We start from the raw sequence: 24,629 nt of genomic DNA, 5'->3' as shown, positions 1-24,629 counted from the left end.
CGCGGTTACGACGCACAGACCCGCCGAAAGCGTCGCGTTCAACGCGACGCTTTTGCATTTCTGCGGCAACTTTATTGACGCTTTCAACCGCGAATCCGAGCCGCGCCTACGCGCGGCGATAGAGCCAACGATGTCCCGAATTTCCTTGTTTCCGCGTCAGTCCCGTCTGTCGCGCGCCGTGCGTGGCGCGCTGGCGATCCTGGCGCTCGGCGCAACCGCATCGGCCTGGGCGGCCGGCACCGGCGAACTGCCGGCGTCCGCTGCCGGCGGTGCAGTGCCGCTTACCGTGACGGTCCAGCCCGGCCAGTCGCTGAACGACATCGCGAAAGCGGCCACGCAGTCGCGCGATCCCGGTGTGCTCGCGCGCGCCGGCCGCGCGCTGTTCGACGCCAATCCGCAGGCGTTCATGAAGCACGACGCGAGTCGCCTGAAAGTCGGTGCGACGCTGACCGTGCCGGCGCTCGATGCGACAGGCGCGGCACTCGCACCGGCCGGTGCATCCGCTGCATCCGGCGCATCCGGCGCATCGGGTACGGCGGCAGCGTCCGCACCCGCCGCGGCATCCGGCGGCACGGCGGTCGCGCAGCATGGTGCGTCGGCGCCGCATCCGGGGTCGACCCCGGCGGCGACCGTGCCGTCCGCGCCGGTGGCGCCGGCCGTGCATGCGGCTCCGGTGAGCGGCGCGAGCGTCGCGACGGCCGCCGGTGCGGCGGCGTCGCTCGGCGCTTCGGCGGCACACGGCGCATCGGCCGTCGAAAGCGTGCAGCCGGCGGCGCCCGTTGCCGGTGCAAGCGGTCCGCATGTGTGGAGCGGCGCGATCCAGTCGGTGCCGTCGTCCGCGAGCGGTGCCGCGCTTCCGCCTGTTGCGGGCAGCCAGGTTTCGGGCATGAACGAACCGGCCGCGGCTGCGCCCGCCGCGGGCGCGTCGCAGCCGCGGCCGTCGAGCCTGCAGCAACTGCTGGCGCTGAAGAACCGCGTGCTGATGGAGTTGCAGAAGCACGGCATCGGCAAGCCGGCCACGACGAACGAGGTCGCGCCGGCGCCCGTGCCGGCACCTGTCGCACCGCGTCCGGCCGCGAACGATACGGGCGCATCCGCTGCCGCGCCGGCGGCAAGTGAAGCCGCGTCCGGCGTTGCTGCCAGCGCAGCGCAGCCGGCATCGGTATCGGCGCCCGCGCAACCGGCCGCGCCGGTGGCGGCACCTGCGCGCAGTACCGGGCAGATGGACTGGCGTCCGGCCGCGGTGGCCGGTGCGGCCGTGATCGTCCTCGCCGCAGGTTTTGCGTGGCGCAAGCGCCGGAAGGGCCGGCGCGCGGAAGAAATGGGTGATGCGGGTACGAGCGCGACGGCTGCTGCGGTCGTCGCGGGCGGGTCCGCGGCTGCGGCGGCAGAAGCCGAAGCCGCGCCGTCCGTCGAGCCGGAACTGCCGATCCGGCCTGAGATGCCGGTCGCACGCGACGCGGCTTCCGATTTGAGCCTTGCCGCGGCCACTGCCGCAGCGGCGGAGACGGTCGAGACGCCTGATGCGGATGTGCCGTCGGCGCCGGAAGTGGTGCACACGCATGACGAGCAGCCCGAATTGCCGGCCGCGCACGCCGTAGTGCCGACCGCGAGCGAGGCGGCTCCGGCTCCGCACGATACCGAGCCGGTAGAGAAGATCGCTGCCGAACAACCCGCGGAACAGCCTGCCGAGACGCCGATCGCCTCTGCGGCCGCCGAAACGCAGCACGAGGCGCTGATGCAGAACGCGATCAGCGCGCTCAACAGCCTCGACATGCCGCTGCCGCCGCGCACGCAGGACGAGCCGTCGCAGGCGACGGACGAGTCTGCCGCGCAGGCAAGGCAGTCCGACACCGATAAAGCCGCAACTAACGGTCAAGTTGGCCAGCGCCTTCTGATTGGCGCGATCGATCCGGCCCCCGAACATCCGGCCGATCAGGACGACGAGTTCGATTGGGATCCGGACGCGGCGACGCCAGCCGGCCAGGCGGGCAGCCCGTTCGCGACGTCGTCGCTGCCGCCGCTCGGCGGCGCGCAGTTCGGCGCACTGAAGCTCGACTTCGATCTGGACCTGCCGTCGACGCCGGGCGCCGCGTTGCCGGCGCTGACGCCGGACGAACTCGCCCGCATCGCGCGCAACAAGCTCGACCTCGCGACCGAATACGTCGAGCTGGGCGATCTGTCCGGCGCACGGACGCTGCTGCAGGAAGTGGTCGACGCGAACGACACCGCGACGCGCGACGATGCGCGTGCGCTGCTCGCGAAACTGGCGGACGAGGCGTGATGCGGATCGCGCTCGGCATTCAGTACGACGGCGCGGCGTTCTGCGGCTGGCAGGCGCAGCCGCACGGCAAGACCGTGCAGGATCGGCTCGAGCACGCGCTGGCCGAGTTCGCGCGCGTGCCGCTGCATACGACGGTGGCCGGGCGGACCGACACGGGCGTGCACGGGCTCGGGCAGGTCGTGCATTTCGATACCGACCTGGATCGCGAGGTGTTCTCGTGGGTGCGCGGGACCAACGCGTTCCTGCCGCCGACCGTGGCGGTGCAATGGGCGAAGCCGATGCCGGAGACGTTTCACGCGCGTTTCTCGGCGTTCGAGCGCACCTATTACTACGCGCTGTACGTGCATCCCGTGCGCTCGCCGATGCTGGCGGGGCGCGCGGGCTGGATCCATACGCCGCTCGACGATGACGCGATGCGCGCCGCCGCCGCGCACCTGATCGGCGAGCACGACTTCTCGTCGTTCCGGTCGTCGGAATGCCAGTCGAAGACGCCGGTCAAACACCTGTACCAGATCGACGTGCGGCGCGTGGGCCATTTCATTCATTTCCGGTTCCGCGCCAACGCGTTCCTGCACCACATGGTGCGCAACCTGATGGGCTGCCTCGTCGCGGTCGGCCGCGGCCGCTATCCGGCCGACTGGCTTGCCGACGTGCTGGCCGGGCGCGACCGCAATCTCGCGGCGCCCACGTTCATGGCCGACGGGCTGTACCTCGCCCACGTCGGCTACCCGGCGGAATTCGCCGTCCCGCCCGCGCAGCTCGGCAGCGTGCCGTGGAGCAGCGTCTGGGCCGACCTGGACCCTCAACCATGACGGATCACGCCGTGTCTCCTTCGACTCCCGCCGCGGCCGGCCTGCCGCCGCGCACGCGCATCAAGCTGTGCGGCCTGTCGCGCCCCGAGGACGTGCTGCACGCGGCGGCGCTCGGCGCCGACGCGATCGGTCTCGTGTTCTACCCGAAGAGCCCGCGCGCGGTGACGATCGCGCAGGCGGCCGAGCTGGCGCGCCTCGCGCCGCCGTTCGTGTCGGTGGTCGGGCTGTTCGTGAATGCGACCGAAGCCGAGATCGAGGCCGTCGTGCGCGACGTGCCGCTCACGCTGTTGCAGTTCCATGGCGACGAGACACCCGGGCAGTGCGACGCCCTCGGCCGCGCGGCACGCCTGCCGTGGTTGCGCGCGGTGCGCGTCGGCCCCTCGACGCAGCCGGCCGATTTGGTAGAATCGGCACTTCATTATTCGAAAGCGCGCGGCCTCCTGTTCGACACCCTGGTGCCGGATTACGGCGGTAGCGGCAAGGTCTTCGATTGGTCTCTTATTCCCGCAGAGCTCGCGCATCGGGCCGTTTTGAGTGGTGGCTTGAGCGCGCAAAACGTCGGTGATGCGATTCGCCAGTTGCGCCCGTTTGCTGTCGATGTCTCGAGTGGCATCGAAGTGGAGGGCGCGAAGGGCGTGAAGGATCACGCCCGGATGGCGGCGTTCGTACGCGCGGTGCGCGAAGCGGACGCCGGGTGATGCAAGCCGGCGCGGCCCCGAAAGCGGGGCGCCCCGACCGATCGAGAGAGACACCATGTACAACCTTCCTGATGACCGCGGCCACTTCGGCCCGTATGGCGGCGTGTTCGTCGCCGAGACGCTGATTCACGCGCTGGACGAACTGCGCGCGGCGTATGAAAAATTCCAGAACGATCCCGACTTCGTCGCCGAATTCGAGCGCGAGCTGAAGCATTTCGTCGGCCGCCCGTCGCCGATCTATCACGCGCAGCGCTGGAGCGAGACGCTCGGCGGCGCGCAGATCTACCTGAAGCGCGAAGACCTGAACCACACGGGCGCGCACAAGATCAACAACGTGATCGGTCAGGCGCTGCTCGCGAAGCGCATGGGCAAGAAGCGCGTGATCGCCGAGACGGGCGCCGGCCAGCACGGCGTCGCGACCGCGACGATCTGCGCCCGCTTCGGGATGGAGTGTGTCGTCTACATGGGCTCGGAAGACGTGCGCCGCCAGGCCGCGAACGTCTACCGGATGAAGCTGCTTGGAGCTACGGTCGTGCCGGTCGAATCGGGTTCGCGCACGCTGAAGGACGCGCTGAACGAAGCGATGCGCGACTGGGTCACGAACATCGAAAGCACGTTCTACATCATCGGCACGGTCGCGGGCCCGCACCCGTATCCGATGATGGTGCGCGACTTCCAGCGCGTGATCGGCGACGAGTGCAAGGTGCAGATGCCCGAGCTCGCGGGCCGGCAGCCGGACGCGGTGATCGCCTGCGTCGGCGGCGGCTCGAACGCGATGGGCATCTTCTATCCGTACATCGACGACACGTCGGTGCAGCTGATCGGCGTCGAAGCGGCCGGCGACGGCCTCGACACGGGGCATCACGCGGCGTCGCTGATCGCCGGCAGCCCGGGCGTGCTGCACGGCAACCGTACCTACCTGCTGCAGGACGACAACGGCCAGATCATCGAGACGCATTCGGTGTCGGCGGGCCTCGACTATCCGGGCGTCGGCCCCGAGCACGCATGGCTGAAGGACAGCGGCCGCGCACAGTACGTCGGTATTACCGACGAGGAAGCGCTGAAGGCGTTCCACGACTGCTGCCGGATCGAGGGGATCATTCCCGCGCTCGAGTCGAGCCACGCGATCGCATATGGCGTGAAGCTCGCGCCGACGTTGCCGAAGGACAAGATCCTGCTCGTCAACCTGTCGGGCCGCGGCGACAAGGATATGCACACGGTCGCCGAGCGATCGGGCATCGAGCTCTGACCCCGACCGATGCGTGACCTGATCGAAGAACCGGGCGGCGGTGCCGCGAGCGAGGCGGGGGCGGTTCAGCCCGCCGCCGCCGTGCCGCGCGCGCTGCCGTCCGGGATCGAACTGCACAACCGCGATTTCCTGACCGATGCCGCGCACCTGCCGGACGCGTCGATCGACCTGATCGTCGCCGATCCGCCGTACGGGCTCGGCAAGGACTACGGCAACGACTCGGACAAGCGTTCGGGCGACGACTTTCTCGCGTGGACGCGCGAGTGGCTCGAGCTCGCGATTCCGAAGCTGAAGCCGAGCGGGTCGATGTACATCTTCTGCACGTGGCAGTACGCGCCGGAAATCTTCAGTTTCCTGAAGACGCAGCTCACGATGGTCAACGAGATCATCTGGGACCGGCGCGTGCCGAGCATGGGCGGCACGACGCGCCGTTTCACGTCGGTGCACGACAACATCGGCTTTTTCGCGGTTTCCAGGGCGTATTACTTCGATCTCGATCCGGTCCGCATCCCGTACGACGCCGACACGAAGAAGGCCCGCTCGCGCAAGCTGTTCGAAGGCAGCAAGTGGCTGGAGATGGGCTACAACCCGAAGGACGTCTGGTCGGTCTCGCGCCTGCACCGGCAGCACGCGGAGCGCGTCGACCATCCGACCCAGAAGCCGCTGGAAATCATCGAGCGGATGGTGCTCGCAAGCTGCCCGCCGGGCGGCCGCGTGCTCGATCCGTTCATGGGCAGCGGCACGACCGCGGTGGCCTGCGCACGGCAGGGGCGCGACTTCGTCGGCTACGAGATCAACGAAAGCTATTGTGCGATCGCGCACGAGCGCGTGAGTGCGCTCGCTGCGCCGGCGTGCGCGTGAATCGCGCCGCCGCCTCGCCGAAGCATTGAGGAAAATTGCCATGTCCCGTATTCAGCAAACCTTCGCCGCGCTCGCCGAACAAGGCCGTAAGGGCCTGATCCCGTTCATCACGGCCGGCGATCCCGATCCCGCGAAAACCGTCGAATTCATGCACGCGCTCGCCGAAGGCGGCGCGGACGTGATCGAACTCGGTGTGCCGTTCTCGGACCCGATGGCCGACGGCCCCGTGATCCAGCGCTCGTCGGAACGCGCGCTCGCGCGCGGCGTCACGCTGAAAAGCGTGCTTGCCGACGTGAAGCGCTTTCGCGAAACCGACCCCAAAACGCCCGTCGTGCTGATGGGTTATGCGAACCCGATCGAGCGGATGGGCGTCGATGCGTTCGCGGCCGAAGCGCAGGCGGCCGGTGTCGACGGCGTGCTCGTCGTCGACTATCCGCCGGAAGAGGCGGGCGTGTTCGCCGAGAAAATGCGCGCCGCGCAGATCGATCCGATCTTCCTGCTCGCGCCCACGTCGACCGACGAACGTATCGCCGACGTCGGCAAGATCGCGAGCGGCTACGTGTATTACGTGTCGCTCAAGGGCGTGACCGGCGCAGGAAATCTGGATGTTTCGAGCATTGCGGGTAAAATCCCGGCCATCAAGTCGCGCGTGCCGGTTCCGGTCGGCGTCGGCTTCGGTATCCGCGACGCCGAAACGGCGCGCGCGGTGGCCGAGGTGTCGGACGCGGTCGTGATCGGCAGCCGCCTCGTGCAGCTGCTCGAAAGCGCTGCGCCGGAGGGTGCCGCCGCCGCGCTGAAGACTTTCATTGCCGAGCTGCGCGCCGCCCTGGACGGCGCGGGCAAGACGGCGCGATAAACACAACACAGGAAGCGGGAACGGGCCATGCGGCCCGGCCCGCCACGGAACAGGAAACCATACGATGAGCTGGCTCGACAAACTGTTGCCGCCGAAGATCAAGCAGACCGACCCGAAAAGCCGCAAGGGCATTCCGGAAGGCCTGTGGGTCAAGTGCCCGTCCTGCGAGGCCGTGCTGTACCGCAACGACGTGGACGCGAACCTGCACGTGTGCCCGAAGTGCGATCACCACATGCGCATCGGTGCGCGTGAGCGCCTCGACGGGCTGCTCGATCCGGAAGGCCGTTATGAAATCGGTCAGGAAGTCGTGCCGGTCGACACGCTGAAGTTCAAGGACAGCCGCAAGTACCCCGATCGTTTGAAGGAAGCGATGGACGACACGGGCGAGACCGACGCGATGGTCGTGATGGGCGGTGCGATCCACACGCTGCCGGTGGTCGCGGCCTGCTTCGAGTTCTCGTTCATGGGCGGCTCGATGGGCTCGGTGGTCGGCGAGCGCTTCGCACGCGGCGCGCAGAACGCGCTCGAACAGCAGGTGCCGTTCATCTGCTTCACCGCTTCGGGCGGTGCACGGATGCAGGAAAGCCTGCTGTCGCTGATGCAGATGGCGAAAACCACCGCGATGCTGACCAAGCTGGCCGAAGCGAAGCTGCCGTTCATTTCGGTGCTGACCGACCCGACGATGGGTGGCGTGTCGGCGAGCTTTGCATTCCTCGGCGACGTCGTGATCGCCGAACCGAAGGCGCTGATCGGCTTCGCCGGCCCGCGCGTGATCGAGCAGACGGTCCGCGAGAAGCTGCCGGAAGGCTTCCAGCGCGCCGAATTCCTGATCAAGACGGGCGCGATCGACATGATCGTCGACCGTCGCAAGATGCGCGACGAGATCGCGCAACTGCTCGCGCTACTGCAGCGACAGCCGGCCGACGCGCTGGCTTGACCGGCGCAAGGTTGTGAACTCTGCGCGTCGCCTGGCTTCCGCGTCAGGCGACGCGCTTCGTTTTTTGGCGTAGTGGCGGTACCGATCCAGATTTGAACCGATGAGCACTTTTCCCACTCTCGACGCGTGGCTTTCGCATCTCGAACGCGCGCACCCGGTCGGCATCGACATGGGCCTGACCCGCATCGGGCAGGTCAAGGCGGCGCTGCAGCTCGAATTCACGTGCCCCGTCATTACCGTCGGCGGCACGAACGGCAAGGGTTCGACCTGCGCGTTCCTCGAGACGATCCTCGTGCGCGCGGGCTACAAGGTCGGCTGCCACACGTCGCCGCACCTGCTCGAATTCAACGAGCGCGCGCGCGTGAACGGGCAGAACGTCACCGATGACGAACTGCTGCCGCACTTCGAGGCCGTCGAAGCCGCACGCACGTCGTTGCCCGAGCCCGTGTCGCTCACGTACTTCGAATTCACGACGCTCGCGATCCTGCACCTGTTCGCGTCGCGCGGGCTGGACGCGGTGATCCTCGAAGTCGGCCTCGGCGGCCGGCTCGACGCGGTCAACATCATCGATACCGATTGCGCGATCGTCACGAGCATCGACATCGACCACACCGAATACCTCGGCGACACGCGCGAGAAGATCGCGTTCGAGAAGGCCGGGATCTTCCGTGCCGGCAAGCCGGCGATCTGCGGCGATCCGGCCGCGCCGCAAACGCTGATCGACCACGCGGAAGCGATCGGCGCCGACCTGTGGCTCGTCGGCCGCGATTTCCGCTACGAGGCGCAGGCGGGCGCGGAGCGCCAGCAGTGGAGCTACCTCGGTCGCGAGAAGCGCTATCCGGCGCTGGCGTACCCGGCGCTGCGCGGCGCGAATCAGCTGATCAATGCATCGGCCGCGCTCGCCGCGCTCGAGGCGCTGCGCCCGGTGCTGCCGGTGTCGGCGCAGGACATCCGGCTCGGCCTCGCAAACGTCGAGCTTCCCGGGCGCTTCCAGGTGCTGCCCGGCAAGCCGGCGATCGTGCTCGACGTCGCGCACAACCCGCATGCATCGGCCGTGCTCGAGCAGAACCTCGGCAACATGGGTTTCTTCCCGTACACGTACGCGGTGTTCGGCGCGATGCACGACAAGGACATCGACGGCGTGCTGCAGCACCTGAAGGGCGAGATCGACCACTGGTGCGTGACCGACCTGCCGCTGCCGCGTGCGGCCACCGCCGAGCAGCTCGAAGCCGCGCTGCGCAAGGCCGGCGTGGAGGAGGGGCCCGATTCGAGCGTCACGCGTTACACGTCGCCCGCCGAAGCGTTTCGCGATGCACTAAAAAGAGCATCCGAGAATGATAGAATCGTGGTTTTCGGCAGTTTCCATACGGTTGCCGGCGTGCTGGCCTACCGTAAATCGCAGCAACACTGACTGACGGGCAGTTTCGGACTCAGCCATTCATGGGAATTTTCTCGTTCGGCAAGAAAGACGACGACGCGCCCCCGCGGCGCGGCGGTCGCACCGGGGCCTCCCGGAACGTGCGCACGGAGCGCACTGAACGCGTCGAGCGACGCTCGCGCCGCACCGAGCGTCCGGAATCGGACGCACTGCTCCTCGATCCGACCCTTCCAGAAAAGCAACGCGCGCGCCGTCGCCTCGTCGGCGCGATCGCGCTCGTCGTCGCCGCGGTGATCGTGCTGCCGATGGTGCTCGATTCGCATCCGAAGCCGGTCACCGACGACATCGCGATCGACATCCCGAACCGGCCCGCGCACCAGGCGGTCGCGCCGCGCGACGACGATGTGTCCGACGTGCAGGCCGGCGTCGCGCATGACGAACCGCCGGCATCCGACACGGCCGTTGCGGCCGCACCGGCGCCCGCGCCGAAGGATGCCGCCAGGCCGGCCGCGAAACCCGATACCACGACCACGGCGAGCGTGACGCCGCCGAAGCCTGCGCCGAAACCGGCTGCGCCCGCGGCGAAGCCGGCTGCGCCGAAGCCCGCACCCGCGGCCGTCGCGAATGCCGACGCCGCGAGCCCGGACAGCGGCGACGCGTCGTCGCCGTCGTCGCCGGCCGGTGCGCGCTTCGCGGTGCAGCTCGGGTCGTTCAAGGATGACGCGACGGCCCGTTCGTGGGCCACCAAGTTGAAATCGGCGGGCGTGCCCGCATATGTCGAGCATCGCAAGCAGTCGGATGGCAGCACGGCTACACTGTTGCGTGCAGGCCCGTTCGCGGATCGCGCGGCGGCTTCCGCCGCGATCGCGAAGGTGCGCGAAGCCGGTCTGACGCAGTAACGCACGATGCTGACGGCTTTCGACTACGCTGTATTGGCGGTGATCGTGTTGTCGGCGCTACGCGGTGCGTGGCGCGGCTTCGTGTCCGAGATTTTCGGGCTGATCGGCTGGATCGCGGCGATCGTGATCGCGGGCCGCTACGTCGGATTGGTCGTACCGTATATTCCGGCGAACTGGCCGGGCGGTGCGCTGACGCAGTGGGTGATCGCTTTTGCGTTGGTCGTGATCGGCGTGGTGCTGGTCGCCGGCGTCGCGAACGCGCTGCTGTCGCGGATCGCGCAGGCCAGTGGCCTGGGCGGCGTCGACCGCTCGCTGGGCATGATGTTCGGGCTCGTCCGCGGCTGCGTGCTGGTGGTGCTGCTGGTCGCGGCGGCCGGGCTGACCGAACTGCCCAAACAGGATTTCTGGCGCAATGCGCTATTGCGTCCTTTCGCCGAACAGGGCGTGCACGAGCTGAAGCAGCTCCTGCCCGACGGCATGGCCCAGTACGTACGCGTGTGACGACGCGGCTGGGCAGGACGGAACCGATTTTGTCATTCTGAAGGACATGCCATGTGCGGCATCGTAGGCGTTATCTCCCAATCCCCTGTCAACCAGCTGATCTATGACAGCCTGCTGCTGCTGCAGCATCGCGGTCAGGACGCGGCGGGCATCGCGACGGCGGACGGCAGCAATTTCCACATGTACAAGGCGAACGGCATGGTGCGCGACGTGTTCCGCACGCGCAACATGCGCAGCCTGCCCGGCACCTACGGCATCGGCCAGGTGCGCTACCCGACCGCCGGCTCGGCGTCGAGCGAAGCCGAGGCGCAGCCGTTCTACGTGAACGCGCCGTTCGGGATCATCCTCGCGCACAACGGCAACCTGACGAACTGGCAGCAACTGAAGGACGAGATGTTCCGGATCGACCGCCGGCACATCAACACCAATTCCGACAGCGAAGTGCTGCTCAACGTGTTCGCGCACGAGCTGCAACTGTCGACCACGGGCCTCGAGCTCGATCCGGCTTCGGTGTTCAAGGCCGTCTCGGGCGTGCATCGCCGCCTGCAGGGTTCGTATGCGATCGTGTCGCTGATCGCCGGCTACGGCCTGCTCGCGTTCCGCGACCCGTTCGGCATCCGCCCGCTCTGCATCGGCAAGCTCGAGACCGAGCACGGCACCGAATGGATGGTCGCGTCGGAGTCGGTCGCGGTCGAAGGCATCGGTTTCGAATTCGTGCGCGACCTGGAGCCGGGCGAAGCGGTCTTCATCGACAAGGCCGGCAACTTCCACAGCCAGCAGTGCGCGGAGAACCCGACGCTGAACCCGTGCATGTTCGAATACGTGTACCTCGCGCGTCCGGATTCGTGCCTCGACGGCGTGCCGGTCTACAACGTGCGCCTGCGCATGGGCGACTATCTCGCCGAGAAGATCAAGCGTGAACTGCCGAACGTGCCGATCGACGTCGTGATGCCGATTCCCGATTCGTCGCGCCCGGCCGCGATGCAGGTCGCCGCGAAGCTCGGCGTCGAGTACCGCGAAGGCTTCTTCAAGAACCGCTACGTCGGCCGCACCTTCATCATGCCGGGCCAGGCCGTGCGCAAGAAGTCGGTGCGCCAGAAGCTCAATGCGATGAGCATCGAGTTCAAGGACAAGAACGTGCTGATCGTCGACGATTCGATCGTGCGCGGCACGACCTCGCATGAAATCGTGCAGATGGCGCGCGATGCGGGCGCGAAGTCGGTGATCTTCGCGTCGGCCGCGCCGCCCGTGAAGTTCCCGAACGTGTACGGCATCGACATGCCGACGCGCGGCGAGCTCGTCGCACACGGCCGCACCGACGAAGACGTCGCGAAGATCATCGGCGCCGACCACCTGATCTACCAGGACGTCGACGACCTGCGCCGCGCGGTGCGCGACATCAACCCGAAGCTCGAACGCTTCGAGGCGTCGTGCTTCGACGGCAACTACATCACCGGCGACGTGACGCCCGAGTATCTCGATGCGATCGAGCGCGCACGCCTCACGCCGGCGTCGCAGGCCGATCGCGATACGGCCGGCGACACCGAACGTTCGCAGATGAACCTGCAACTGTCGGTCGAGTGACACCGGCGCACGCTTTTATCGAGGCGTGATAGGATGTGGCCTTGCGTCGATTTGATATCAGCTTGCGGACGCGGGGCGACTTCCCAAAACAGCTAAAGCGAAGGCCGGTGGCAACCGGCCCGAGTCGATCGCTGTCGTACCGCACCGAAGCCCGCTGATGCCGACGCATAGCGGGCTTTTTGTTTTTTGGCCTGGTTTTGATCTGGCCTGCGCGATGCGCGTGGCCATCGGATACGGAAAACGGAACATGGACGACTCCCTCAACTTCGACACGCTTGCCGTGCGCGCGGGCACGCTGCGCAGCGACTTCAACGAGCACTCGGAAGCGCTGTTCCTCACGTCGAGCTTCTGCTTCCAGAGCGCGGCCGACGCGGCCGAGCGCTTCGCGAATTCGGAAGACTATTTCACCTATTCGCGTTTCACGAACCCGACCGTCACCATGTTCCAGGAGCGCCTCGCGGCGCTCGAGGGCGGCGAGGCGTGCATCGCGACCGCCTCCGGGATGGCCGCGATCATGTCGGTCGTGATGTCCGCGCTGCAGGCGGGCGACCACCTGGTCAGCTCGCGCAGCCTGTTCGGCTCGACGCTCGGGATGTTCTCGCAGATCTTCAGCAAGTTCGGGATCACGACGACCTTCGTCGACCCGACCGACCTGAACGCGTGGAAGGAAGCCGTGCGTCCGGAAACGAAGATGTTCTTCCTCGAGACGCCGTCGAACCCGCTGACCGAACTCGCCGACATCGAGGCGATCGGCAAGATCGCGAAGGCATCGAACGCGCTGTTCGTCGTCGACAACTGTTTCTGCAGCCCGGTGCTGCAGCAGCCGCTGAAGCTCGGTGCGGATGTCGTGATGCACTCGGCGACGAAATTCCTCGACGGCCAGGGCCGCGTGCTCGGCGGCGCGCTGGTCGGCTCGAAGGAATTCATCATGGGCAAGGTGTTCCCGTTCGTGCGCAGCGCGGGCCCGACGCTGTCGGCGTTCAACGCGTGGGTGCTGCTGAAGGGGATGGAGACGCTGTCGCTGCGCGTCGAGAAGCAATCGGCGAACGCGCTGGAGATCGCGCGCTGGCTCGATTCGCATCCGGCCGTCGCGCGCGTGTTTCATCCGGGCCTCGAATCGCACCCGCAGCACGAACTCGCGAAGCGTCAGCAGAAGGCGGGCGGGGCGATCCTGTCGTTCGAGCTGAAGGGCGACACGCCCGAACAGCAGCGCGCGAACGCATGGCGCGTGATCGACAACACGAAGCTGATCTCGATCACCGGCAACCTCGGCGACACGCGTACGACCATCACGCATCCGGCGACCACCACGCATGGCCGCATCACGCCGGAGGCGCGCGCGGCAGCGGGGATCAGCGAAGGGCTGATCCGCCTGTCGGTGGGCCTCGAGGATGCGGGCGACCTGCGCAAGGATCTCGCGCGCGGGCTGGAAGGCTGAGCGCGGCACGTCACGCATGTCGTGACGTGATCCGACGTGACGATGGACGAAGGGCCGTTCGCGCAAGCGAGCGGCCCTTCGTTTTTGTGCCGATGAAATCGCGCGGCTTACCCGGTGCGATCTGCGTTGGCGTGCGTGTCGTTGCGCATCGCCTCCACCATCCACCGCAGCGTGTCGTCGAGCGGCGTGACGGGCAGCTCGCCCACCGCGCGCCGCAGCTTGTCGCGCGACCCGGACAGGCTCTTCACCTCGTTGTGCCGCACGAAACGCGGATCGATCGTCACGTCGATCACGTATCCGGCGATACGCGACAGCATCGCCAGCACTTCCTTCAGCGAATACGCGCGCTCCGAGCACACGTTGAACGTCTCGCCGGCCGGCGCGGCTTCGACCAGCTTCAGGTACGCGGCCGTCACGTCGCGCACGTCGGAGAAATCGCGGCTCACGTCGAGGTTGCCGAGCGAGATCCGCGGGGCGTTGCGCGCGTAGTGCGCGACGAGCTTGGGCAGCAGGTACGCATCGCTCTGGCCGACACCCGTGTAGTTGAACGGCCGCGCGATCACGATCGGCAGACGGTCGGCCCACAGTTTCGCCGCGTATTCCATCGCAAGCTTGCTGACCGCATAGTCGTTCGCCGGGGCGGGGGCGACGGTTTCGTCGAGCACGCCGGCGGTCGAATTGCCGTAGATGTTCGCGCTGCTGGCGAGCAGCACGGCCGACGGGCGGCGGTCGAGGCCCGCAAGCGCGGCCAGCAGGTTGCGGGTGCCGACGATGTTGACCGCGTAGGTTTCCGACGGCTCGTCCTGCGCGACATGCGCGCGCGCGGCGAGATGCACGACCGCATCGGGCCGGGCATCGGCGGCCGCCGCGCGCAGCGCCTGTGCGTCGAGCAGGTCGACGGGCAGCAGCGTGCAGTGCGCGAAGGCCGGATCGTCGGGGCGCGCCGCGCCGGGCGCGACCGTGCCCCAGACCTCATAGCCGGCCGCCTGCAGGCGCTCGGCCATGTAGCGGCCCGTGAAGCCCGTCAGGCCGGTGACAAATGCACGGCGCGACGGGCGTCCGGCTTCAGAACGTGTCATGGTGTTGATTCCGCGTCAAATCGGCTTCGACCATCATCTGGCAAAGTTGTTCGAGCGTCGTCTTCGGTTCCCAGCCGAGCTTGGACCGGGCCTTGTCGGCGCAGCCGATCAGCAGGTCGACCTCGGCAGGGCGATAGAACTTCGGGTTCACTTCCACGAGCACGTTGCCGTTCGACGCGTCGAGGCCGCGTTCCTGTTCGCCCTTGCCGGTCCATTCGATCTGGTAGCCGGCCGCCGCGAACGCCATCCGCACGAAATCGCGCACGGTCTCGGTGCGGTTGGTCGCGAGCACGTAGGTGTCGGGTTCGTCGGCCTGCAGCATGCGCCACATGCCTTCGACATATTCAAGTGCAAAACCCCAGTCGCGTTTCGCGTCGAGGTTGCCGAGCTCGAGGCGGGTCGCCTTGCCGAGCTTGATCTTCGCGATGGTGTCGGTGATCTTGCGCGTGACGAACTCGCGGCCGCGCAGCGGCGATTCGTGGTTGAACAGGATGCCGCTGCTGCCGAACAGGCCGTACGACTCGCGATAGTTCACCGTCATCCAGTGCGCGTACAGCTTCGCGACGCCGTACGGGCTGCGCGGATAGAACGAAGTCGCTTCCGTCTGCGGGATCGACTGCACCTTGCCGAACATCTCCGACGTCGACGCCTGGTAGAAGCGCGTCTTCGGGCTCACGACGCGAATCGCCTCGAGCAGGTTCAACGGACCCAGGCCGGTCACTTCGGCGGTCGTCGCCGGCTGGTCGAACGACACGCCGACGAAGCTCTGCGCGGCGAGGTTGTACAGCTCGTCGGGCTGCGTGCGTTCGAGCAGGCGCAGGCTCGAGCCGGCGTCGGTCAGGTCGTGTTCGACGAGCGTGAGGTTCGGGTGCGTGTCGACGCCGAGCTCGGCGATGCGCCAGAAATTCACCGAGCTGGTGCGGCGGTAGGTGCCCGTGACCTCGTAGCCCTTGTCGAGCAGCAGCTTGGTCAGGTAGGCGCCGTCTTGCCCCGAGATCCCGGTGATGATGGCCTTCTTGCGAGTTTGGCTCATGACGTTGTCCTGGTAGAAACGATGGAGGGTGAAAGTCAGGCGGTCGTGCCGGCGGCGGCCGGCAGCGCGCCGCGTGCGGGGCCGCGCGTCAGGCGCCGTTCGAAGCCGTACCAGCTCAGGGTCGCGTACGCGAGCGTGATCGCGAGCGCCATCGCGGCCGTGACGAAGCGGTTCAGGTGCAGCGGCCACAGCGCGTACAGCACGCTGAGGTGGATCAGGTACACGGTGTAGCTGACGGTGCCCACGTAGACGAGCATCGGGTTCGTCAGCACGCGCTGCACGAGGCCGCGGCCGCGCAGCGCGATCACGACGATCGACGTGCACAGCAGCAGCGAGATGCTGTAGAGCGCGGCGTTCGACAGCGGCGTGTTCGCGGCGCGAAAACGCGGGAACGACAGGTGCAGCCAGCCGAGGATCGCGAGCGACACGAGGGCGCCGACGATCGCGAGCGGATAGAACGGTTCCAGCGCGCGCCGGTCGCGGCGCAGCACGATCGCGAGCAGCGCGCCGGCGGCGAGCAGGTCCATCCGGAACGGCGTCAGGTAGTAGATCGGCCAGAACGAGTCGAACCACGGCGTCGCGATCGCGCGCAGCACGGGGGCCGCGACGATCAGCGCGGCGGCGACCCACAGCAGCGCGCGCTCCGAGCACCACAGCACGACGAACGGCCAGAAGATGTAGAACTGCTCCTCGACCGCGAGCGACCACAGCACGTTCAGGCTGTCGTGGCCGATGCTGCCGAGCGACAGCCCGATGTTGGTCGAGAAGAACGCGAACCATGGCCAGTGCGGCAGCCAGCCCGCACCGAACAGGATCGTCGACACCACCAGCAGCAACACGTACGGCGGCAGGATGCGACGCACGCGGCGTGCGTAGAAGTGGCTGAAGTACGACTGCCCGCGCGCCTTGCGATCGAGCAGGATGCCGGTGATCAGCAGGCCGCTCAGCACGAAGAACAGGTCGACGCCCATCCACAGCGGCGCCTTCAGTGCGTGCTGCAGGAATACGGCGCCCACCGCGATCGCGCGCAGCCCGTCGAGCTGCACGATGCGGCCGTGTTGCGGCGGGGTGGGGGCCGCGGGTCGCGAGAGGCCCGTCATCGCGCCGCTCCTTCGCGACGCGCGGCCTGAGCCGGGGCGAGTCGCACATCCGATGCGTAAACGTGAACGTAATGCATGCCATTAAATGAAATATCGAATCGAAATCGATTCTAGGGAAAAGAAATCGGCAAAAAAACGCGCGTCATTTATCCGACGACAAACATTCAAATGCCGGTTATTTCGGTCGCGCGATGAACGGTCGCCGCCCGGGAGGCCCCGCCAGGCGGTGAAAAGCGGCATTTTCTACAGACTGGAAAGCGAAGGACGGTCGTAATTGCCGTTTTCGGGTGTCTTTGCGCGTCTGTTCCGGTTCGATATTTCAGGCGGAAACATCCCCAAATATTTCCAAATTTCTTGTGATTATTTTTGCTTGTAACCTGCATCGCGACGTTTGAAACCCATTTAGCGACAGGGTGCGCCGGCAGCGGTGCCGGTCGCTCTTGCATCAAGTCTGGAGAAGCGCATTGCGGCGTCTGATTCTGGTAGGCATGACGGTATGCGCGACGCTGCTGACGAGCGCCGTACCGGCCGAAACGGTGTTGCCCGCGACGACGTCGTGGATCGGCAATACGTTCGGCTATGGCGACGGCAGCTGGACGCAGATCGACATCCGCGCGATCGCGGTGACGCCTGAAGGCAAGGTGTATACGAATGCACCATGGGACGAGAGCGGCGCCGAAGCGAGCGTCTACCAGGACGGAAAGATGCTCGGCTTCGCCGGCGGCACGCACGGCTGGGGCAACCTCGGCGGCAGCGCGATCGCCGTGAACAGCAAATATGCGTACGTCGCGATCGGTGTCGGCAACGAGCGCGGCCACCTGCAGTCGCCCGGCATCTGGCCGGACAAGGGCAAGCAGTGGTTCGGCATCTCGCGCCGCACGATCGGCGACATGAAGCAGCCGGCGCCGTTCCGCGCGGCGCCGCAGGTGGCTCCGGGCGGGCGTGCCGATGCCGGCCGCGCGCGGATGGCCGCGAGCTTCATGGTGATGAACGAGGTGGCGGCGCCCGCGCGCTCGGAAACGGGCGAGCAGAAGGCGGAAGTCGGCGGCCTCGCGGCCGACGACAAGACGCTGTTCGCGACGAATCCGTCGCGCGACGCGGTGGACGTGTACGACGCGGAGACGATGCAGCAGAAGGGCACGTGGAGCGCGCACGAGCCGGGCCGCATCGCGCTCGCGGGCGACGGCACGTTGTGGCTGCTCACGGACACGATCAAGGGGCCCGCGCACCTCGCGCACGTGCGCGCCGACGGCCGCAAGCTCGACGACGCCCCCGCGCTGCCGGAAGGCACCGACGCGGTGGACGTGGCAGTCGACGCGAAAGGGCGCGTGCTCGTCGCGGACAACGGGCCGCGCCAGCAGATCCTGATCTTCTCGAAAGGCGGCAAGGGTTATGCGCAGTCGGGCACGCTCGGCGAGCGCGGCGGCATCTTCGCGGGCCCGGTGCCGGGCCGGCCCGGGCCGCAGCGTTTCAACGGGCTGACGGGGGTCGGTGTCGACCGGGCGGGCAACATTTACGTGTCGATGAACGGCATCGGGCCGCGTCACGACACGATCGGTGCGGGGCTCGGCGCCGTGCTCGAAAGCTACACGCCGGACGGCAAGCTGCGCTGGCAGGTGCAGGGGTTGCTGTTCGTCGACGGCGCATGGCTCGACCCGGCGCGGCCGAACAGCGTGTACACGGGCAACAAGCGCTTCGAGCTCGACCTGTCGAAGCCGCCGGGCCAGGACTGGAAATACGTCGGTTTCCTGTCGAACCGCTTCAAGTATCCGGACGACCCCGTGTTCCATACGGACCAGTGGCCCGGCATGCCGATCGCGCGTCGCCTCGACGGCCGCACGTTCCTGTACCTGACGGACATGTACGCCGATCACCTGAAGATCTACCGCTTCGACGCGAAGCGCGACGGCGAAGTCGCGATTCCGTCGGGTCTGATCGCGGGCCGCGCGCGGCCGGTCGACAACGTGCCGAACAAGCCGCCGGGCGGCGACTGGCTGTGGCGCGACGCGAACGGCAACGGCCGGCTCGATGCCGACGAGTTCGAGATCAATACCACCGGCAAGGCGAAGGCGGGCGGCTGGGGCTGGTGGGTCGACACGAAGGGCGACATCTGGCGCACGAGCGACGTGCGCGGCATCCACCGCTTCCAGTACGGCGGCGTCGACAAGGCCGGCAACCCGATCTACTCGTACGACAAGGTCACGACCTATCCGATGCCGCAGCCGTTCACGCAGCTGCGCCGCTCGATCTACGACGCGCAGACGGACACGCTGTACGTGACCGGTTACACGGCCGATGCCCCGCCGCAGCCGGGCATCAACAAGGAAGTGGGCCGTGTGCTGGTCCGCTTCGACAAGTGGTCGACGGGCTCGCCGGTCGTGCGCTACCAGGTCGCGCTGCCGTGGCAGCTCGACGCGAAGCCGATCTTCGACCTGATCGGGATCACGGCCGAGGGCCGCTACCTGTTCGGGGTGGAGCCGGTCGGCAAGATCCACGTGTACGACAAGGAAACCGGCAAGGAAGTGGGCGTGATGAGCCCGGGCGCCGAGGTCGGCAAGGCATCCGGCTGGGTCGACGTGCCGTTCGGCATCAGCGCGTTCCGGCGCGAGAACGGCGAGTACCTCGTGTTCGTCGAGGAAGACGCGCGCGGCAAGGTGCTGATGTATCGCTGGAAACCGTGACGGACGACGTCACACAAGGCAGAAGCATGGACAAAGGCATACTCAAGAACGTTTCGATCAACTTCATCGGGCTGATCCTGCCGACCTTCGTGTCGCTGGTGACGGTGCCCGCGTACATCCACGCGCTCGGCGTCGAACGTTACGGTGTCGTCAGCCTCGTGTGGACGCTGATCGGCTATTTCGGGATCCTCGATCTCGGGATGAGCATGGCCGCGCAGAACCACATCTCGAAAGCGCTCGCGAGCGGCAACGACGACGAAAGCGCGCGCGTGTTCTGGAGCGCGTTCTGGCTGAACCTCGGCACCGGCATCGTGGGCGGGCTGCTGATCTATTTCGGCGCGTTCATCTACACCGCCTACTTCACGAAGGTGTCGGCGGCGATGCAGCACGAGGTGTATCTGGCGCTGCCGTGGCTCGCGCTCGCGATTCCGCTGGCGAACGTGTCGTGGGTGTTCGCCGGCGCGATCAACGGCGCCGAACGTTTCGGCGTGTTCAACACGAACCAGACGATCGGCACGTTCCTGTTCCAGCTGCTGCCGCTCGGCGCCGCGTGGTGGATCGCGCCGAACCTGCAGACGGTGCTCGCCGCGGCGGTCGTCGCGCGCCTGATCGCGGCGGTGATGCTCGGTCACGCCAGCATCAAGGTGCTCGGGATCCGGCGCATCGATCCGCCGCAATGGGGCACCGCGAAAGGGCTGTTCAATTTCGGCGGCTGGATGCTGATCGCGAGCACGACGAGCATGATCGCCGACACGCTCGACCGCGTGATGCTCGGCGCCGGCATGGGCGCGAAGTTCGTCACTTACTACACGGTGCCGCAGAACCTCGTCACGCGCCTGAACATGCTGCCGAACGCGCTCGTGCGCACGCTGTTCCCGCGCCTGTCGGCGGTCGGCCGCGATCACGCGGACACGCTCGCGCGCCAGTCGCTCGAATTCCTGAACGGCGTGTTCACGCCGGTCGGCATCGTCGCGATCTTCGCGCTCGCGCCGTTCCTCACGCTGTGGGTCGGCGCGGATCTCGCCGCGCATTCGGCGCCGGTCGGCCGCGTGCTGGTGATCAGCGTGTGGCTCGTCGGCCAGGCGAGCGTCACGCGCATCCTGATCCAGTCGCAGGTCAATCCGTCCCGCGCGGCCTTTGCCGGGCTCGTCCAGATGCCGTTCTTCGTCGGCGGCCTGTGGTTCGGTATCCATCACTTCGGGCTGATCGGCGCGGCGGTGGTCGTCGCGGCGCGCGCGTTCGTCGACTACGGCGTGCTGCTGTACCTGTCGGCGATCCGGATGCGCGCGATCGTGCTCGACATGCTCGCGCACCTCGCGTTCCTGCTGGCGAGCTTGTTTCTGGCGCAGGCATGGCCGGGGCTCGTCGAGTCGATCGGCATGTGCGCGGTCGTGCTGCTGCTGAACGTCGCGTGGTCGCTCACGATGACGCCGGGGCTGCGCGCGCTCGTGCGCGACCTGTTTGTCCGTCTCAATGCGAGGAGAACCGCTTGACGTCTTCCGTTGCTTGAAAGCAGCGGATTCCCACAACTGGCGATGCACGTCCGCATCGGAGAATGTTCAGAGCAGCGTTGGTATCCCGATCATGCACGACACCGCAACCACTGCAGGCCCACTCTCTTACTCGCAGTCCCGCGATACCTTTCGGCCGCGTCGTGCTGTCTTTCGATCCGCACGACGAACAGGACTGGGTAGAACCGCTTTCGTCGACTTCCTCGAACGTGACCCCGTGCGCCATCGCCTTGTAACGGAGCTTGTTGCGGAAGGACGACCAGGATGCGTCGTAGACGCTCTTTGCCATTCTGGTCCTGGCGAGTTTGGCGGCGGACACGTTGCCGACCGCGATGTAGTCGAAGCGCCGCACCAGATCGAGCGCGAGCTTGTACTGGAAATCGGCGCGGGCATTTGCCACCTTGCCGTGCAGCTTCGCGATATGGCGCTTGTGCTTGCGTGCTCGTTGCGCTTTCGCCAGCTTTTCCGCCGCGCGTCGACCGAACCGGTCGTTGGGAAGCTTCTCACCGGTCGAAAGTGTGGCGAATTCTTTCAGACCGAGATCGATGCCGACACCGGAACGGATCGGGCGCGCGGGAACTTCGGGTACTTCGATCGCGACGTTCAGGAACCAGTTGCCGCGCGCATCCTGCGCGAAATTGGTTCCATCCTTGATCTTGCCTTCGGGAAGCGGGCGACTGTTGAACACACGGAACGTGTTGCCGGCGAAGCGAAATGCATCTCCTTCACGCTTCAGGTCACGCCCCTTCAGCGGCACCCAGCCGAGCGATTTCCTGCCGCGATAGCGCAGGTACGGGCGTCGGTGGTGGTCGCGCGACTTCGCGTATTGCTCACACGTTGCGTTGACCGTGCCGGAGTGAATGCCGAGCTCCTTGCTGCTGCCGGTTGTCAGTACGTTCAGGTCGAAGCCGGTCGGCCACCTCTTGCTCCACTTGAGCGCATGCTTCTGCGTGTCGTTGCAGAAGTTCCAGACGTAGTTCACCGCTCGGCTCTGCTTGTTAAGCAGACCGCTGAGCGATTTCACCCGGTAGCGATAGACAAGAATCATGCCGGTCACTCTAACCTAGGAATGCCGTTTGTCGACGGCGCTCCTTTCTTCCCCGCCAACAATGGCAGGGCTTCTTGGAGCGACTGATGAATCGCGATCTGGCGGAACACGCCTTGTTGAATCTCGCCACGGCCGATGCCGCCGCGGCCGAAGCCGGCGATGTCGCCGCACTGCGCCGGCCCATGCCGGCCGAGCGCGCCAGCGCGCGGCAACCGTCGCGCGCGCTGCGCGTGGCGATCGTCCACGACTGGCTCGTCACCTATGCGGGCGCCGAGCGCGTGCTCGAACAGATCGTCGCGTGTTTTCCCGACGCCGACCTGTTCAGCCTCGTCGACTTCCTCGACGACCGCGCGTTCGTGCGCGGCAAGCCGGTGACGACGTCGTTCATCCAGAAGCTGCCGTTCGCGCGCACCAAGTACCGCAGCTACCTGCCGCTGATGCCGCTCGCGATCGAGCAGCTCGACGTGTCGGAGTACGACCTGGTGATATCGAGCAGCCACGCGGTCGCGAAGGGCGTGCTGACGGGGCCGGACCAGATGCACATCAGCTACGTGCATTCGCCGATCCGCTATGCGTGGGACCTGCAGCACCAGTACCTGGAACAGTCGAACCTCACGCGCGGGCCGAAATCGCTGCTCGCGCGGATGATCCTGCACTACATCCGCAACTGGGATACGCGCACCGCGAACGCGGTGGACGGTTTCGTCGCGAACTCCGCGTTCATCGCGCGGCGCATCAGGAAGGTCTACCACCGCGACGCGGCGGTGATCTTCCCGCCGGTCGACGTCGACGCGTTTTCGCTGAACGCGGAGAAGGACGATTTCTACCTGACCGCGTCGCGGATGGTGCCTTACAAGAAGATCGACCTGATCGTCGAGGCGTTCTCGAAGACGCCCGAGCGCAAGCTCGTCGTGATCGGCGACGGCCCCGAGATGCAGAAGATCCGCGCGAAAGCCGGCCCGAACGTCGAGATCATGGGCTACCAGCCGTTCGCGGTGCTGCACGACCGGATGCGGCGCGCGAAGGCGTTCGTGTTCGCGGCCGAGGAGGATTTCGGGATCTCGGTCGTCGAGGCGCAGGCGTGCGGCACGCCCGTGATCGCGTACGGCAAGGGCGGCGCGCTCGAAACCGTGCTCGACCCGCAATCGAACCGGAATCCGACCGGGCTCTTCTTCGACGAACAGACGCCGCACGCGATCGTCGCGGCCGTCGACGATTTCGAGCGCGCGCCGCAGCGCTTCACGCCGGACGCATGCCGCGCGAACGCGGAGCGGTTTTCCGCCGATACGTTCCGGCGGCGCTTTCTCGACTACGTGGAAGCCGCGCTGCCCGGCTCGACCGCGCAGCGCGGTACGGCCGTCGCGCCGCTGCCGGCCGCGCGCGGCCCGGCGACGCTCGTGCTCGACCAGAGCGGCGTGCTTGGCGGCGCCGAGCTGTCGCTGCTCGAGATCATGAAGCACATGCGCGCGAACGCCGACGTGCTGCTGTTCGACGACGGCCCGTTCCGTGCGGCGCTCGACGAGATCGGCGCGCGTGTCGACGTGGTCGACCAGGGCGCGCTCGCGGGCGTGCGCAAGCAGGGCGGCGTGTCGGTCGGCGCGGTGAAGCAACTCGTGCGGCTCGTGCGCGATGTGGCGCGGCGCGCGCGCCGCGCCGAGGTGATCTACGCGAACACGCAGCGCGCGATGGTGGTCGCCGCGCTGGCCGGGCGGCTCGCGCGCAAGCCGGTGGTGTGGCACCTGCGCGATATCGTCAGCACCGACCATTTCGGCAGCAAGCAGTTGCTGGCGATCAAGTACTGCGCGCGGTTCGGCGTCACGCGCGTGATCGCGAACTCGGACGCGTCCGCGCAGGCGTTCCGCGCGCTGACGGGCTTCACGCCGCAGCATGTCGACGTCGTGTTCAACGGCATTTCGGCCGAGCCGTTCGATGCGCTGGAAGGTGTCAGCCAGGCCGCGCTGCGCGCGCGGCTGGGGTTGCCCGAGCACGCATGGCTCGTCGGCTCGTTCAGCCGCCTCGCGCACTGGAAGGGGCAGCACGTGCTGCTGGAGGCCGCCGCGCGGCATCCCGACATGCACGTGGTGCTGGTCGGCGCGCCGCTGTTCGGCGAGGACGATTACGCGGCGCAGCTGCACGAATTCGTCGCCCGGCACGGGATGGACGAGCGCGTGCATTTCCTCGGGTTCCAGCGCGACGTGGCCGCGTGCATGACGGCGGTCGACGTCGTCGCGCACACGTCGATCACGCCGGAGCCGTTCGGGCGCGTGATCGTCGAGGGGATGCTCGCGCGCCGGCCGGTCGTCGCGGCGCGGGCGGGCGGCGTCGTCGAGATCATCGAGGACGGCGACAACGGGCTGCTCTGCGAGCCGGGCGATGCGGCCGCGCTGGCCGAGGCGCTGGATACGCTGAAGCGCGACGGTGCGCTGCGCGAGCGGCTCGTCGCGAGCGGGCGTGCGACGGCGGTGCGCCGGTTCGGCACCGAAACCTACGTGGAGCGGGTCGAGAAGATTCTCGCGGATACGGCGAAGGCCGCGAAGGCGAAAAGGCAGTAACCGGCGCGAGCCGCCCCGGGAACGAGCCCTCACGCGGCAATGCGCTGCGTGGGGGCTTTGCTTTTCAGCGCGGGGCCTGGTCGGGCGAGTGGCGGGCAGGTCGTTGTGTAGCGTGGCGGGCGCGTGCT

19 protein-coding genes are annotated in these 24,629 nt (G+C 67.3%); 15 read left to right on the top strand and 4 right to left on the bottom strand.

What is annotated here, in order from left to right:
- Nucleotides 1-130: 130 nt before the first annotated feature.
- From ACTJLD_RS06340 to ACTJLD_RS06285, 12 genes are all read left to right on the top strand, one after another.
- A complete protein-coding gene (locus ACTJLD_RS06340; RefSeq protein ID WP_440658342.1) occupies nucleotides 131-2,284 on the top strand; it encodes a FimV/HubP family polar landmark protein in 2,154 nt (717 codons plus the stop codon).
- Complete coding sequence (gene truA, locus ACTJLD_RS06335) at nucleotides 2,284-3,096, top strand: tRNA pseudouridine(38-40) synthase TruA (protein WP_027791143.1); 813 nt, start codon at nucleotides 2,284-2,286, stop codon at nucleotides 3,094-3,096. The genes ACTJLD_RS06340 and truA overlap by 1 nt, the downstream gene beginning before the upstream one ends.
- Nucleotides 3,093-3,794: a phosphoribosylanthranilate isomerase gene (locus tag ACTJLD_RS06330; RefSeq protein ID WP_027791144.1), complete on the top strand. Its 702-nt coding sequence runs from the start codon at nucleotides 3,093-3,095 to the stop codon at nucleotides 3,792-3,794. Before truA ends, ACTJLD_RS06330 begins: the two co-directional genes overlap by 4 nt.
- 55 nt (nucleotides 3,795-3,849) lie before the next feature.
- Nucleotides 3,850-5,043, top strand: coding sequence for a tryptophan synthase subunit beta (gene trpB, locus ACTJLD_RS06325; RefSeq protein WP_027791145.1), 1,194 nt, complete (start codon nucleotides 3,850-3,852; stop codon nucleotides 5,041-5,043).
- 9 nt (nucleotides 5,044-5,052) lie between these two features.
- Nucleotides 5,053-5,904 (top strand): DNA-methyltransferase, encoded by an 852-nt coding sequence (locus ACTJLD_RS06320; protein WP_027791146.1) that lies wholly within the window; start codon nucleotides 5,053-5,055, stop codon nucleotides 5,902-5,904.
- 40 nt (nucleotides 5,905-5,944) lie between these two features.
- The gene (gene trpA, locus ACTJLD_RS06315; protein ID WP_027791147.1) at nucleotides 5,945-6,760 is read left to right on the top strand and encodes a tryptophan synthase subunit alpha; all 816 of its coding nucleotides are present in this window, start codon (nucleotides 5,945-5,947) and stop codon (nucleotides 6,758-6,760) included.
- 64 nt (nucleotides 6,761-6,824) lie between these two features.
- A complete protein-coding gene (gene accD / locus ACTJLD_RS06310; RefSeq protein ID WP_021158729.1) occupies nucleotides 6,825-7,697 on the top strand; it encodes an acetyl-CoA carboxylase, carboxyltransferase subunit beta in 873 nt (290 codons plus the stop codon).
- A 100-nt stretch (nucleotides 7,698-7,797) separates the two neighbouring features.
- Complete coding sequence (gene folC, locus ACTJLD_RS06305; RefSeq protein WP_301826704.1) at nucleotides 7,798-9,108, top strand: bifunctional tetrahydrofolate synthase/dihydrofolate synthase; 1,311 nt, start codon at nucleotides 7,798-7,800, stop codon at nucleotides 9,106-9,108.
- A gap of 29 nt (nucleotides 9,109-9,137) precedes the next feature.
- Nucleotides 9,138-9,974 (top strand): SPOR domain-containing protein, encoded by an 837-nt coding sequence (locus tag ACTJLD_RS06300; RefSeq protein ID WP_175854931.1) that lies wholly within the window; start codon nucleotides 9,138-9,140, stop codon nucleotides 9,972-9,974.
- Between the two features lie 6 nt (nucleotides 9,975-9,980).
- Nucleotides 9,981-10,475 carry a CvpA family protein gene (locus tag ACTJLD_RS06295; protein ID WP_006491262.1) on the top strand — a complete coding sequence of 165 codons (495 nt, stop codon included), beginning with the start codon at nucleotides 9,981-9,983 and terminating at the stop codon, nucleotides 10,473-10,475.
- A 51-nt stretch (nucleotides 10,476-10,526) separates the two neighbouring features.
- Nucleotides 10,527-12,059 carry an amidophosphoribosyltransferase gene (gene purF, locus ACTJLD_RS06290; RefSeq protein WP_027791150.1) on the top strand — a complete coding sequence of 511 codons (1,533 nt, stop codon included), beginning with the start codon at nucleotides 10,527-10,529 and terminating at the stop codon, nucleotides 12,057-12,059.
- A 247-nt stretch (nucleotides 12,060-12,306) separates the two neighbouring features.
- On the top strand, nucleotides 12,307-13,497 hold the full coding sequence (locus tag ACTJLD_RS06285) for an O-succinylhomoserine sulfhydrylase (RefSeq protein WP_027791151.1): 1,191 nt from the start codon (nucleotides 12,307-12,309) through the stop codon (nucleotides 13,495-13,497).
- A gap of 107 nt (nucleotides 13,498-13,604) precedes the next feature.
- On the opposite strand, the gene ACTJLD_RS06280 is transcribed toward ACTJLD_RS06285, so the two are convergent.
- The 3 genes from ACTJLD_RS06280 to ACTJLD_RS06270 are packed head-to-tail and all read right to left on the bottom strand — an operon-like array spanning nucleotide 13,605 to nucleotide 16,709.
- Nucleotides 13,605-14,576 carry an NAD-dependent epimerase/dehydratase family protein gene (locus ACTJLD_RS06280; protein WP_059694019.1) on the bottom strand — a complete coding sequence of 324 codons (972 nt, stop codon included), beginning with the start codon at nucleotides 14,574-14,576 and terminating at the stop codon, nucleotides 13,605-13,607.
- Nucleotides 14,563-15,609: a GDP-mannose 4,6-dehydratase gene (gene gmd, locus ACTJLD_RS06275; RefSeq protein WP_027791153.1), complete on the bottom strand. Its 1,047-nt coding sequence runs from the start codon at nucleotides 15,607-15,609 to the stop codon at nucleotides 14,563-14,565. The genes ACTJLD_RS06280 and gmd overlap by 14 nt, the downstream gene beginning before the upstream one ends.
- 35 nt (nucleotides 15,610-15,644) lie before the next feature.
- The gene (locus ACTJLD_RS06270) at nucleotides 15,645-16,709 is read right to left on the bottom strand and encodes an acyltransferase family protein (RefSeq protein WP_440658337.1); all 1,065 of its coding nucleotides are present in this window, start codon (nucleotides 16,707-16,709) and stop codon (nucleotides 15,645-15,647) included.
- Between the two features lie 488 nt (nucleotides 16,710-17,197).
- On the opposite strand from ACTJLD_RS06270, the gene ACTJLD_RS06265 reads away from it, so the two are divergent.
- On the top strand, nucleotides 17,198-19,390 hold the full coding sequence (locus ACTJLD_RS06265; protein ID WP_416359724.1) for a hypothetical protein: 2,193 nt from the start codon (nucleotides 17,198-17,200) through the stop codon (nucleotides 19,388-19,390).
- Nucleotides 19,391-19,416: 26 nt separating this feature from the next.
- Nucleotides 19,417-20,883, top strand: coding sequence for a flippase (locus ACTJLD_RS06260; protein ID WP_048022060.1), 1,467 nt, complete (start codon nucleotides 19,417-19,419; stop codon nucleotides 20,881-20,883).
- On the opposite strand, the gene ACTJLD_RS06255 is transcribed toward ACTJLD_RS06260, so the two are convergent.
- A complete protein-coding gene (locus tag ACTJLD_RS06255; RefSeq protein ID WP_440658335.1) occupies nucleotides 20,861-21,949 on the bottom strand; it encodes an RNA-guided endonuclease InsQ/TnpB family protein in 1,089 nt (362 codons plus the stop codon). The two genes, ACTJLD_RS06260 and ACTJLD_RS06255, sit on opposite strands and share 23 nt — an antisense overlap.
- An 86-nt stretch (nucleotides 21,950-22,035) precedes the next feature.
- On the opposite strand from ACTJLD_RS06255, the gene ACTJLD_RS06250 reads away from it, so the two are divergent.
- Entirely contained in the window at nucleotides 22,036-24,501 is a 2,466-nt protein-coding gene (locus ACTJLD_RS06250; protein ID WP_440658333.1) for a glycosyltransferase family 4 protein, read from the top strand.
- The last annotated feature ends 128 nt before the right edge of the window (nucleotides 24,502-24,629 follow it).

Origin of the sequence: Burkholderia sp. 22088, assembly GCF_052045915.1 — a bacterium.
Lineage (GTDB): Bacteria > Pseudomonadota > Gammaproteobacteria > Burkholderiales > Burkholderiaceae > Burkholderia > Burkholderia cepacia.
Note: the sequence above shows the minus strand (reverse complement) of the source record. Positions and strands in the feature narration are given on the sequence as shown.

Excerpts from the sequence above, each read along its gene's own strand:
- ACTJLD_RS06340 (WP_440658342.1), top strand. The coding sequence starts at position 131 with ATGTCCCGAATTTCCTTGTTTCCGCGTCAGTCCCGTCTGTCGCGCGCC.
- truA (WP_027791143.1), top strand. The coding sequence starts at position 2,284 with ATGCGGATCGCGCTCGGCATTCAGTACGACGGCGCGGCGTTCTGCGGC.
- ACTJLD_RS06330 (WP_027791144.1), top strand. The coding sequence starts at position 3,093 with ATGACGGATCACGCCGTGTCTCCTTCGACTCCCGCCGCGGCCGGCCTG.
- trpB (WP_027791145.1), top strand. The coding sequence starts at position 3,850 with ATGTACAACCTTCCTGATGACCGCGGCCACTTCGGCCCGTATGGCGGC.
- ACTJLD_RS06320 (WP_027791146.1), top strand. The coding sequence starts at position 5,053 with ATGCGTGACCTGATCGAAGAACCGGGCGGCGGTGCCGCGAGCGAGGCG.
- trpA (WP_027791147.1), top strand. The coding sequence starts at position 5,945 with ATGTCCCGTATTCAGCAAACCTTCGCCGCGCTCGCCGAACAAGGCCGT.
- accD (WP_021158729.1), top strand. The coding sequence starts at position 6,825 with ATGAGCTGGCTCGACAAACTGTTGCCGCCGAAGATCAAGCAGACCGAC.
- folC (WP_301826704.1), top strand. The coding sequence starts at position 7,798 with ATGAGCACTTTTCCCACTCTCGACGCGTGGCTTTCGCATCTCGAACGC.
- ACTJLD_RS06300 (WP_175854931.1), top strand. The coding sequence starts at position 9,138 with ATGGGAATTTTCTCGTTCGGCAAGAAAGACGACGACGCGCCCCCGCGG.
- ACTJLD_RS06295 (WP_006491262.1), top strand. The coding sequence starts at position 9,981 with ATGCTGACGGCTTTCGACTACGCTGTATTGGCGGTGATCGTGTTGTCG.
- purF (WP_027791150.1), top strand. The coding sequence starts at position 10,527 with ATGTGCGGCATCGTAGGCGTTATCTCCCAATCCCCTGTCAACCAGCTG.
- ACTJLD_RS06285 (WP_027791151.1), top strand. The coding sequence starts at position 12,307 with ATGGACGACTCCCTCAACTTCGACACGCTTGCCGTGCGCGCGGGCACG.
- ACTJLD_RS06280 (WP_059694019.1), bottom strand. The coding sequence starts at position 14,576 with ATGACACGTTCTGAAGCCGGACGCCCGTCGCGCCGTGCATTTGTCACC.
- gmd (WP_027791153.1), bottom strand. The coding sequence starts at position 15,609 with ATGAGCCAAACTCGCAAGAAGGCCATCATCACCGGGATCTCGGGGCAA.
- ACTJLD_RS06270 (WP_440658337.1), bottom strand. The coding sequence starts at position 16,709 with ATGACGGGCCTCTCGCGACCCGCGGCCCCCACCCCGCCGCAACACGGC.
- ACTJLD_RS06265 (WP_416359724.1), top strand. The coding sequence starts at position 17,198 with ATGACGGTATGCGCGACGCTGCTGACGAGCGCCGTACCGGCCGAAACG.
- ACTJLD_RS06260 (WP_048022060.1), top strand. The coding sequence starts at position 19,417 with ATGGACAAAGGCATACTCAAGAACGTTTCGATCAACTTCATCGGGCTG.
- ACTJLD_RS06255 (WP_440658335.1), bottom strand. The coding sequence starts at position 21,949 with ATGATTCTTGTCTATCGCTACCGGGTGAAATCGCTCAGCGGTCTGCTT.
- ACTJLD_RS06250 (WP_440658333.1), top strand. The coding sequence starts at position 22,036 with ATGAATCGCGATCTGGCGGAACACGCCTTGTTGAATCTCGCCACGGCC.